The 10,826-nt window shown below is 60.7% G+C and carries 8 protein-coding genes and 3 pseudogenes; all 11 read right to left on the bottom strand.

Annotated features, from left to right (window positions below):
- Window positions 1-398: 398 nt before the first annotated feature.
- Window positions 399-2,017: pseudogene (locus tag BN871_RS16210) on the bottom strand (DHA2 family efflux MFS transporter permease subunit).
- A gap of 32 nt (window positions 2,018-2,049) precedes the next feature.
- Window positions 2,050-2,469 (bottom strand): MarR family winged helix-turn-helix transcriptional regulator, encoded by a 420-nt coding sequence (locus tag BN871_RS16215; protein WP_021880187.1) that lies wholly within the window; start codon window positions 2,467-2,469, stop codon window positions 2,050-2,052.
- 851 nt (window positions 2,470-3,320) lie between these two features.
- The gene (locus tag BN871_RS16220; protein WP_021880186.1) at window positions 3,321-4,025 is read right to left on the bottom strand and encodes a sulfite oxidase-like oxidoreductase; all 705 of its coding nucleotides are present in this window, start codon (window positions 4,023-4,025) and stop codon (window positions 3,321-3,323) included.
- 3 nt (window positions 4,026-4,028) lie between these two features.
- Window positions 4,029-4,262: a hypothetical protein gene (locus BN871_RS16225; RefSeq protein WP_048747351.1), complete on the bottom strand. Its 234-nt coding sequence runs from the start codon at window positions 4,260-4,262 to the stop codon at window positions 4,029-4,031.
- 186 nt (window positions 4,263-4,448) lie between these two features.
- Window positions 4,449-5,486 carry a hypothetical protein gene (locus tag BN871_RS16230; RefSeq protein WP_048747353.1) on the bottom strand — a complete coding sequence of 346 codons (1,038 nt, stop codon included), beginning with the start codon at window positions 5,484-5,486 and terminating at the stop codon, window positions 4,449-4,451.
- A 164-nt stretch (window positions 5,487-5,650) separates the two neighbouring features.
- Window positions 5,651-6,478, bottom strand: coding sequence for an inositol monophosphatase family protein (locus BN871_RS16235; protein WP_198156169.1), 828 nt, complete (start codon window positions 6,476-6,478; stop codon window positions 5,651-5,653).
- Between the two features lie 135 nt (window positions 6,479-6,613).
- Window positions 6,614-7,435 (bottom strand): annotated as a pseudogene (locus BN871_RS16240) (sulfite exporter TauE/SafE family protein).
- Between the two features lie 108 nt (window positions 7,436-7,543).
- Complete coding sequence (gene uvsE / locus BN871_RS16245) at window positions 7,544-8,563, bottom strand: UV DNA damage repair endonuclease UvsE (RefSeq protein ID WP_021880180.1); 1,020 nt, start codon at window positions 8,561-8,563, stop codon at window positions 7,544-7,546.
- Window positions 8,560-8,877 carry a hypothetical protein gene (locus tag BN871_RS16250; protein ID WP_048747355.1) on the bottom strand — a complete coding sequence of 106 codons (318 nt, stop codon included), beginning with the start codon at window positions 8,875-8,877 and terminating at the stop codon, window positions 8,560-8,562. Before BN871_RS16250 ends, uvsE begins: the two co-directional genes overlap by 4 nt.
- A 130-nt stretch (window positions 8,878-9,007) precedes the next feature.
- Window positions 9,008-10,140: pseudogene (locus BN871_RS16255) on the bottom strand (D-alanine--D-alanine ligase).
- Window positions 10,141-10,208: 68 nt separating this feature from the next.
- Window positions 10,209-10,826, bottom strand: a 618-nt coding sequence (locus BN871_RS16260) for an amidase domain-containing protein (RefSeq protein ID WP_048747357.1), incomplete at its 5' end; no start/stop codon positions are given.

Consider the following 10,826-nt stretch of genomic DNA (forward strand, 5'->3'; position numbering starts at 1 on the left):
CCGTCGACTCCGCTCTGCCCATGGCGGCGCATTTCCGCCAGTACGAGCTCGATCCGGGCTACAAGCTGTCCGTCTGCTCCGGCGTTCCGGACTTTGCCGGCCATGCGGAAGTCGTTTCGTTTGCGGAGCTGGAGGAGCGGCTGGGACGGTAAGCCGGATGGCTGCGCCTCAAAAAGAAGGGAAGCCCCTGCGAAGGGGCTTCCCTTTTTGCTCTCGCAACAAAACTCCCCGAAAAAAATTCCACGGGTTTTGATCATCGCAACAAAATTCCCTACGGAGAAAGTCCACGGGATTAATCATTGCGCAAAAAAAATCCCCGTGGAAGAAAGTCCACGGGATTAATCATCGCGCAAAAAATCCCCGTGGAAGAAAGTCCACGGGGATGATGCTCGAAACCATCAATTCGTGCCGGGCTCCGGCTTCGAGCCGCTCTCGGCTGCGACCACGGCATCCTGCGCCTGGTTCGTCGTCCGCAGCGGAAGCTCCTTCAGGAAGAACACCAGCACCAGCGAGATGCAGAGCACGCCTGTGCCGGTCGCGAACACGAGCGACAGCGTGTCGCCGAGCGCGTCGCGGATACGGTCGATCATCTGGACGAAGATGACCCGCGCCTCTTCCGGAAGGCTCTTCTCGGTCGCTTCGATCAGCGGCCTGTTCATGAGCGTCTGCGGATTCGCGAACTCGACCATCTTCTTGGCGACCTCCGGATCCAGCTTGCTGAGATCCGGCGCATCCGCGGATGTCAGCGCCTGCTTCAGATGACGGGCGAGGTTGTTGGACATGACCGTTCCCATGACGGCGATGCCGATCGTGCCGCCCAGGTTCCGGAACAGCTGCGAGGAGGCTGTAGCGACGCCAAGCTCCTTGTGGGATACGGCGTTCTGCGTCGCCAGCGAGAATACCGGCATGCCCATCCCGAGGCCGATGCCGAAGATGCACATGCTGAGCACGGCCATCCAGACGCTGTTCATGATGATCATGATGCCCATGCCGAGAATCATGATCGGCACGCCGATCAGCGCGTAGCGCTTGTACTTGCCGCTCTTGGAGATGCGCTGGCCGATCAGGGCGCTGGTGACGACCATGAAGATCGACATCGGCATCGTGACGTAGCCGGCGTAGGTGGCGGAGATGCCGAGCACGCCCTGAACGAAGAAGCTGAGATAGATCATCGCGCCCATGAGGCCGAAGTTCATGAAGAAGCCGATGATGTTGGACACGGTGACCACGCCGTTTTTGAACAGATGCAGCGGCAGGATCGGGTTTTTGGCGTACCGTTCAATGAAGACGAAGACAACCCCCGACAGGATGGCTCCTCCGATCAGGCTGAGAATCTCGACCGAGCCCCAATCGTACTTCGTGCCTGCCCAGGAGAAGGCGAGCAGCAGCGGCACGATGGTCGTCGTCATGAACAGCGAGCGAGATAATCGACTTTCTCCCCCGGCTTGCGCTCCACTTTCGGGAACAGCATCAGAATCATGACAAAGGCCACGATGCCGAGCGGCAGGAAGATCCAGAACAGCCAGTGCCAATCCATATGGTCGACGAGATAGCCGCCAAGTGTCGGGCCGATGACGCTGGAGAAGCCGAATACGGCTGTCATCAGACCCATCCATTTGCTCCGCTCCCGCGGAGGGAACAGGTCGCCGACCGCCATGAAGGCGGTGGACTGGATGATGCCGGCGCCGATGCCCTGGATACCGCGGTAAATGATGAACTGGAACACATCGGTCGAGGTGCCCGTCAGGAACGCCCCGATGATGAACAATAAGATACCGATCAGAATGAACGGCTTGCGGCCGAACATGTCGGACAGCTTGCCGACGAGAATCGTGGCGATGGTGGACGTCAGCAGATAAATGTTGATCGTCCAGGTGTAGTATTCCATTCCGTTCAGGATGGAGATGATCCTCGGCATCGCTGTACTGGTGATGGTCTGGTTGATGGCAGCGAAGAACATGGCCGCCATGACGGCGATCATGATGGATAGTTTCCGCTTGTGGGATAAATGTTCCATGATGTCTCTCTCTTCTCCCTTTTACCTGTAGGTTAGGATTCCGATGTCAGCTTCTCCATCAGTTCCGTAATCGTGACGACCTCTTCCGGCGTCAGCCGCGTGAGATACCGGCCAAGCAGCTCTTCTCTCACCCGGTGTCCTTCCTCGAGAGCCTCCTCTCCCCTTGGCGTAATCTCGACCAGTACCGATCTGCGATCGACCGTGTCATGGTGCCGAAGCACATAACCGCCGTTCTCGAGACGATCGATCATGACTGTGACCGCGCTCGGCTTGACCTCCATCTTCTCCGCGATCGCCGCCAGCTTGCAAGGTCCGTTGAGCTGAACCTGCTTGAGCATAAACATCTGGGGCAGAGTCAGCGGGCTGTCCCTGAATGCATCGGCCAGCGCGTTCTGGAGCTTGTGCATGAAGGTCTGTACTGCTTCCTGGAAACGTTTGACCTCTGTCTCCATGATGGCCTCCCCTTAATTAAACAATAATATATTTATACAGTTTAACAATTATAATGTCAAATGAATTTGGATGCCACCTGGACATATCATTCCCAGCGCAGAAAAAAATAAAAAGCCTTTCCCTGGAAAAGGAAAGGCGGGCTTTGGGCTTTGAGCTTTGGGCTTCTCAGCCAGGGCTTATGGGCTTTGGGCTTATAAGCCTCAGGCTTTGGGCCTATTAGCTTTGGGCTTGGCCCCTTCCTGCGCTCACGGCAGCCGCTTAGTTCTGGAGCCGGCTCCGCGCGGACCTCCGCCAGACCGCCCACTTGATTCCGGCGAACAGCGCCGTAATTCCCGCGAGCACCGCGGCGGCCGCCGCGATCCACATAACCGTATTGCGCCAGCGACGACGAAGCGGCTGTCGCGATACTGAAAATCATCCGGCACGAAATACACTTCCCTCAGCCGGAGCCATGCGGGATAAACGAAGCACGCCGCTCCCGCGCCCACAGCGATTGCAGCTCCTTGCCAAAGGGCTCTCTTCCAAGAAAACACCGGCATGAACAACGGATCCATTCAGGCATATGCCCGTGTAATAGTGATGGAACAACTACTTTATGACCCGGCCGGTAGGGACGAAATCCGACGTTCCTTCCGAGATTGTCTACAGGATACTTTAGCAGATTAAGGAAAAATGCAAAAGAGCTTTATGGACGGGACGCCGGCTGAACGACAAGCAAATGGCTTCGCCCTTTCCGGCTTACGCACAGCGGAGCGTGCACGCCGGAGCAACCCCTGAACTCGATATATGTACGCAAAGAGAAGACCGGAGGCTCATGCCCCCGGTCTTCTTCATCCCTAGGCGGAATGCTTCAGTCGTAATCCTTGTGGACCCATTCATCCTCCGGCAGCTCGAAGCCGGGCTCGGAATATCGCTGCTCGAGGAAAGGATCCGCCGTGTTGTGGAAGCCGTTGCGCTCCCAGAAGCCGGGCCTGTCCTCGGTCATGAATTCGAAGCCGCGCAGCCATTTGGCGCTCTTCCAGAAGTACAGGTGAGGCACGACGAGGCGCAGCGGCCCGCCGTGCTTGGCCGTAAGCGGCTCTCCTGCGAACTTGAAGGCAAGCAGGATATCGTCGCCCATGAGATCGGCCAGCGGCAGGTTGGTCTCATAATCATGATCGCCGTAGACCATGACGTGGCGGGCGTCCGGTGAAGGCTCGATGCCGGCGAGGCTCAGAAAATCCCGGAACAGAATGCCTTCCCACTCGGTGTCCATCTTGGACCAGCGGGTCACGCAGTGGATATCCCGCGTCATGCTGACCCGGGGCAGCGCCTCAAGCTCCGCGAAGCTGAAGGTTCTCTCTCCGCCGTCTACCGCTCCGGTCACCCGCAGATCCCACTTGTCCATCTCATAGACGGGAATCTCTCCCTCATGGAGAATCGGGAACCGGTCGGTCACCGTCTGCCCCGGCGGCACGCGGTCGCCGTACCGGGCGTCGGGCTTGATCTTGTTCATGATCGCCGCTGCGTTGCGCTTCAGCCGCTCGGCCTTGTCGCTCTCATACGATGAGCTCATCCGTCAGACACCCATCCGCCTGCGCTGATTGTTCGGCTTCTTGTTCAGCTGGCTGCGCAGCTCCTTGGCGCCGCCCTGGGCTCCGCCTGCTTGTCCCTGCTTGCCGACCGCCTGGGCCTGCTTCTTCTGCTGCAGCTTCAGCTTGGCGGCTTCAGCCAGCGTCATCTTCTTCGGCTGCTCGGCCGCTTCCTGCTGCTCAGCCGCTTCCGCGCCTGCTTGCTCGTGTGCTTCCGTCATGTGTATTCCTCCCATGCGAACTGTCATGTTTTCCTGATTGTAGTGTAGCCTATTTTGCCCTTGAAAGCCATGTTCAAAACAAGTCAACCATCGACCGCAAGCAGCTGGAAATCAGTCTTGGCCGAGACAGCCTCCTTCGAGGTCCTCCCCATCCGAAGACAGCCTATGCCGCCATCAGGCGCTTATTCACCCGGAGATGTCGGGGCTCCGCTCCATGATGGTCGCCGCAATCTCCTCCAGCCTCGGCAAGTAGGCCAGCGTCCGCTGCGCCCTCCGCTCCAGATCGGCCTGCGAGCGTATTCCAAGGTCATCCATAAGCTCGTCGAAATCCGGAGCGAGCGGCTTCAGCAGCTCCGGCGCGTCCGCGTACAGAATTTTGCGGCAGCGGGCGTAAGTAGCGGCGATCCAGAAGGACGCTTCCCGGTGGTTGCCGGACCGGATCAGCTCCAGGCTGGCTTGGATTGCGATCGGCCTTGCTTCGGGCGTGATGTCGGAGCTGAAGAAGAACGGCGTCCGCGCGGCGGCTGCGGCCGCGTCGAAGGTTCGGGAAAGTCCGGCCAGATGATGCTCGACGCGCGCCTGCCGCAGCTTGGCGCTGCCCAGCTGCTGAAGCAGCTCGTCATAACAGCCGCTCAGGCCGTATTGCTCCAGCACGCCGCGCGCCGCCAAATAGCGCATCCGGATCGTCGGATTGCGAAGAGCCGCGGTCAGAATGACATGGGCAGCGACGCCGGTCGGGAACAGCCACGCCGTCACCCGGTCATGCCACGGCAGCTCGGGCTCCGCCCGGCTCAGGCCGTCCTTCGCCCTCTGCAGCGCATCCCGGCAGCGCCGCTCGACCCAAAAGCGGTCCTGGAAGCTGCGGGCCGTCTCCCGCTGGATGACGCCAAGCCGTCCCGACGGATCCGCCAGAATCCGGTCGTGCCGGAAGCCACCCGCCAGATGATAGGAGCCGAGCACCTTTTCCGCCGAATCCAGCTCGCTCCAGGGCAGGTGTGTCACTTCCAGCAAAGCTCCTCCATAGATGAACTTCCCGAGCTTGGGAGGCGCCGCCTCTCCTTCCAGCACGACGAACACATCGATATCGGAGCCGGCAGGCAGCTCGGCCTCCTCCGGCATCGATGCCGTCGATCCTCCCAGATAGGCACCGACGAATCCTTCTCCAGACGCTCCCTGCTCTCGGACCCATTCGGCCGCCAGCCTCCTCGCATCTCCGATCCGCATTCCCATCGTCCTCCCTTCTTTTCCTGCCGCGCAGCATCCGAAGAATACCTGCCATGCGGCTTCAAAACGAGGCCGTGCTCCTGGAAAAAAAAGCCGGACCTGTCGCATCTTCATCATGCAAGGTCCGGCTCTTTCGTTTTGATTCTGCGCCGCTGGAGCAGCCGTCAGTCGGCCAGCTCCGCCAGCAGCTCGCCATGGATCCGCCCGTTGGTCGCGGCGACGTCGCGCACGCCGAGATGATACGGCGTCCCGTCGATATCGCCGACGGCGCCCCCCGACTCCTGCACGAGCAGAGCGCCCGCCGCGATATCCCAGCTGTTCAGCCCGATCTCCCAGAAGCCGCTCAGCCGGCCTGCCGCCACATAAGCGAGATGCAGCGCGGCAGAACCCGATGAACGGATGTTGCGCACCTTCGGCGCGATCCGCCGGAGCTGTTCGAGATTGCGCGGCAGGGCCGTCCTGTGCTCGGCCGGGAAGCCGGTGGCGACGAGGCTGCTGCGCAGCGTTTCCTCTCCCGATACGCTCATCCGCTTCCCGTGCACGTAGGCGCCCTTCCCCTTCTCCGCGATGAACAGCTCGTCGGCCGACGGGTCGTAGACGACGCCCAGGATGATCTCCCCCTTGTGCGCCAGCGCGATGGAGACGACGAAGAACGGGAAGCCGTGCACGAAGTTCGTCGTTCCGTCCACCGGATCCACGATCCAGAGGTACTCGGCGTCGCGCACGCTCTCAAGAGCTCTGGCCGACGCCTCTGGCCCCGGCTCCACTCCTTCTTCCCCAAGAAACGAATGGGAGGGGAAATTCATCATGATGAGGCTGCGGATCAGCTTCTCCGAGCCTTTGTCCACCTCGGTGACGAGATCATGAGGCGACATCTTCTCGTCGAGCCTCTGGTAGTTTCCCAGCTTTGTCTTGATCCACTCGCCCGCCTTGGAGGCGCAGTTGATGGCCACGGCGGCAAAACTTTTGCTCCCGACTACCGGTTCGTTCATCCTGCTCACTTCTTTCTATTTGTCTCTATATCGAAAATCCTCCGGCTTCAGCCGGTTGTCTACAAGGTATACGATCCGCATTCGGATTCTGTTGCAAATGGGACCGGCTGCAGGGCTCTCCGATTGCGCGCCCGCTCAAAGGGCGGACCAGCCCTGCCAGATGAGCCGCGCGGCCAGCACGAGCAGCGTCGCGCGCAGCAGCCACATGATGCTGCGTCCGCTCATGCGGGTTGCGATCCATGCGCCGGCCTTGCCTCCCGCCCATGCGCCGGGAGCGAGGGCAAGCACGAGCAGCCAGTCGATCTCCCCCATGGCGCCATGCACGCCGCTGCCCAGAATGGACGACAGGAAAATGACGAACATGGACGTCGCCGTCGCCACATGAGGCGGGAAACGGAACAGAATGACCATGACGGGGACGAACAGCGAGCCTCCTCCGATGCCGAACAATCCCGACACGAGTCCGACCAGCAGGCCGATTACGAGCAGCAGCGGCAGGCTGTAGCCGTATTCGTACGTCGCGCCTGTGCCGTCGGTCAGCCTGCGGGAGATCGGCCATTCAATTGTAAGCGGATTCATTCGGTCGCGCAAGATGAGCAGCACGGCCATAAGCAGCATGAACAGGCCGAAGCTGAGCTGAAAGGCGCCGCCATGGAACCGGGAAGTCAGCGCCTAGCCGATCATCGCTCCCGGACCGCTGGCGATAAAGAGCATCCACGCGCTGCGGAAATCGACCTTGCGCTGCTTGGCGTACGTCATCGACGACGCCAGCGCGGTCACGATGAGCACGGCAAGCGAAGTGCCGACGGCCGTCGCCTCCGGTATCGGCGCTCCCGTCAGGCGCTCGCCGAGCAGCAGCAGGACCGGCACGATGATGATGCCTCCGCCAAGGCCGACAATGCTGCCGAATATGGAAGCGACAACGCCTGTAAGTACGATCAGGACCCATTCCAGCATAGGTATTCCCTCCTTCTGTATCCCTCAAACGCCGCTTGCGCGGCAAAGGCACGGATCCCCCTCCGCGGAAGCGGATGGCGATTCGTGCCCGTTCACTGTTCCCGGCCTTTACATGACCTCGATCGTGCCGCCGTCCAGGACACGGATTCCCTCTCCCGCCGCCTCGAGCCCGCGGAAATGCTCCATCAGCGTCACCAGAGCCTGGTCCTTCGCCTTGGATTCCATCATGCAGTCGAGCAGCTCCACGGAGCCGTTCACGCCGCGCAGGAATTCCAGCAGCGGACCCGGCTCCACGAAGTCCGCATGGCCTCTCGGATCGCTGAGGCTCTTCGGACTGGAGACGTGGATCTTCGGCGGCAGGCCTGACGCTCCTCCATCCAGTCCAAGCCGCCGCTGCTCCCGGTTCCAGGTGGCGACAATTCGCGGCCACAGCTCCCCGTACAGAGCTTCCTTCGTCTCGCCGCCGTCGTTGACCGCATGATGATGGATATCCAGCACGACCGGATTGCCGACCTTCTCGGCGATGTCGAGCGTCTCGCGGACGTTGAACGTCTTGTCGTCGTTCTCCAGCGTCACCCGCCCGCGCAGCCTGGCATCCTGGGCTCCGAACTGCGCGATGAACCGCTCGGCGGAGACGGGCTTGTCCCCGTACGCGCCGCCTACATGGATATTGCATTTATACTTCTCGTCCAGTCCCATCTCCTCAAGCATCCGCACATGATACTCCATATCCCTGACCGAGCTTCTCAGCACCTCGGGGCGAGGCGTGCTGAACACGCAGAAGTGGTCGGGATGGAAGCTGACCCTCATGCCGGTCTCGCGCGCGTACGCGCCGACTTCGGCGAAGGAAGGAGCCAGAGCGGAGTAGGGATCCCAATCCGCGAGCGCGTCATGCGTCGCCAGCGGTATGATCTTCGAGGAGAACCGATAGACGTGGATGCCGGCGTAGCGGTTGTTGCGCATGATGCGCAGGGCGCTGTGCAGATTTTCCTCGGCGATCCGCTCCAGCTTGCGCAGCGCCGCCTCGCGATCCTCCAGCTTGGAGAAATTCTTATAGGTCATGGTGCGCGATGAAGAAGCGTTCTCCACCAGCAGGCTCATGGCGACAAAGCCGAAGCGGACAATCATCCCCGGCCGCCGAAAAACATTTCATGGGCAAGCGCCGTCTGCACGCGCGACTCTTCTTCCGTCAGCTTGCGGACGAGCTCCATCTCCACCTGCGTCACTTCCTCGCCCTGGAAGTTGATCTCCGCGATGGAAGCGAGGATTTTCACGATGGCGATGGCCTGGTTGCCCGGCGTATAGGCGATGACCTTCTGTCCGGCCGGGAACACCCGGAACCCCGATTTCATCATTTTTCCTTTGCCGTATTCCAGAAGCTCGTACAGCTCCTGCTCCGACTTGAACTTGCATACCGAATTGAATTCCGTTGCGAATCCCATTGTCTTCACCCTCCTGTTCATTACTGCGGCAAGCGCGGCTGCTTGTCCGGATGCTGCGGATGAAAAAACGAGCTTCCCTCCCGCCAAGGCGAAGGAAGCGCGAATGTGTGCGAAACGTATGGAAAACCGGTCAGCCGCCGTACTCCAGCTTCTGCTTCTCCGCATGGCGGGAAATCGCCAAGCCGATGAGGCTGTCGAGCAGCTCCTTGTAAGAAACGCCCGATTCCTTCCAGAGCAGCGGGTACATGCTGTAAGGCGTAAAGCCCGGCATCGTGTTCACTTCGTTGATCAGAATCTTGCCGTCGCTCCTTCGAAGGAAGAAATCGACGCGGGAGAGGCCGGAGCCGTCGATGGCCAGATAAGCCCGGATCGCCATCTCGCGCACCGCTTCGGCCGTCTCTGCCGGAAGATCGGCGGGAATGTGCATGACGGAGGTGCCGTCCACGTACTTGGCGTTGTAATCGTAGAAGTCCGTTCCGCTGACGATCTCGCCGACGACCGATGCGCGCGGGTCGTCATTGCCGAGCACGCCGACTTCGATCTCGCGCCCGTCGATGAACTCCTCGATGACGACCTTGCGGTCGTAGCGCAGCGCGAGCTCGATGGCTGCGATGAGCTCTTCCCGGTTGCGGGCTTTGGAGATGCCGACGCTGCTGCCGAGATTGGCAGGCTTGACGAAGCAGGGATAGCCGAGAGCGACCTCCGTCTCCATGACGAAGAACGCGCGGTCCTTCTCCCACTGGGTCCGGTTGAAGTAGCGGTAGACGCATTGCTCGAGCCCCTCGTGGGCGAACACCTTTTTCATGAAAATCTTGTCCATGCCTACTGCCGAAGCAAGGACCCCCGCTCCGACGTAAGGAATATTGGCCATTTCCATCAATCCCTGGACCGTGCCGTCCTCGCCGAACGTTCCGTGCAGCAGCGGGAACATGACGTCGATCGTCCCTCCCGGAGCTCCGGCCGAAGCGGCCGCCGCCTGGAGGGCGCCCTCTCCGGCCTCAGCCGTCGCCAGTCCGCCGAATACGGGCGCCAGCGCCATGCCGCCGTCCTCTGCCGGGGACAGCTTCAGCTGCTCGACGCTGTGCGGAGCTTCCAGCAGCACTCCTCCGGAGCGCCATTCGCCTTGACCCGTAATATAGAAGGCTGTACCTCGTATTTATCGAAATCGAAGGCGCCCATAACGGCCAGCGCCGTCTGCAGCGATACCTGATGCTCGCCCGACTTGCCTCCGTAGATGAGTCCGACGCGAATTTTGTCTCCCATGTTAGCTCCTCCGGTAACCTTCTTGAATTAGAATGCCATAACCTGCAAGGACCGATGCGGCTCCCGCATCAGAAATAGTCCTGCAGATGATAAAACCGATAGCGCGTCCGGTCCGTCCAGGCGTAGGAATCCTTGTAGTCCCAATAGCGGTGCCGGCTCGGCACGGTGTTGGCGTTGACCAGCGGCATGCCGTCGGCATCGAATGCCGTCACGACGGTCGTATGCTGGAACCGCCCGTCCCCGCTCCAATCGTAGGTGATGACGTCCCCGAGGGAAAGCTCGGATGCGCTCTCCACCGTCGTCGCCCGCATGCCCGTGCTGCGCGGAAACGACAGATACAGCTGCAGCGCGTTCGACACCGCCCAGCTGTAGCTCCAGGATTCCTGGCCGCCTGTACGGCCTTTGTACCACCATCCCGATTCTCTTTTACCAGTATAGTTCATCGGTGCTTCGCCTGCAAAGACACATTGCGACACGTAATTGGTGCAGTTGACCTCGAACAGCTCGTAGGCCGGATTCGCTTCGTTCCACCATCGGTCGGCGTAGGCGGCGACCAGCTCGCGCCTGTACTCGACGGCGCGGTCGCGCGTATTCAGGCGGGACAGGACGCCGTAATTAAGGAAAGGGCGCCCCGCGCCCGGACGCTGGATTCCGCTGCCGCCGCCGTCGCCGTAGGAGCGATGCTC

The organism is Paenibacillus sp. P22 (assembly GCF_000469945.2).
In the GTDB taxonomy this organism is placed as follows: Bacteria; Bacillota; Bacilli; order Paenibacillales; family Paenibacillaceae; genus Paenibacillus_O; species Paenibacillus_O humicus.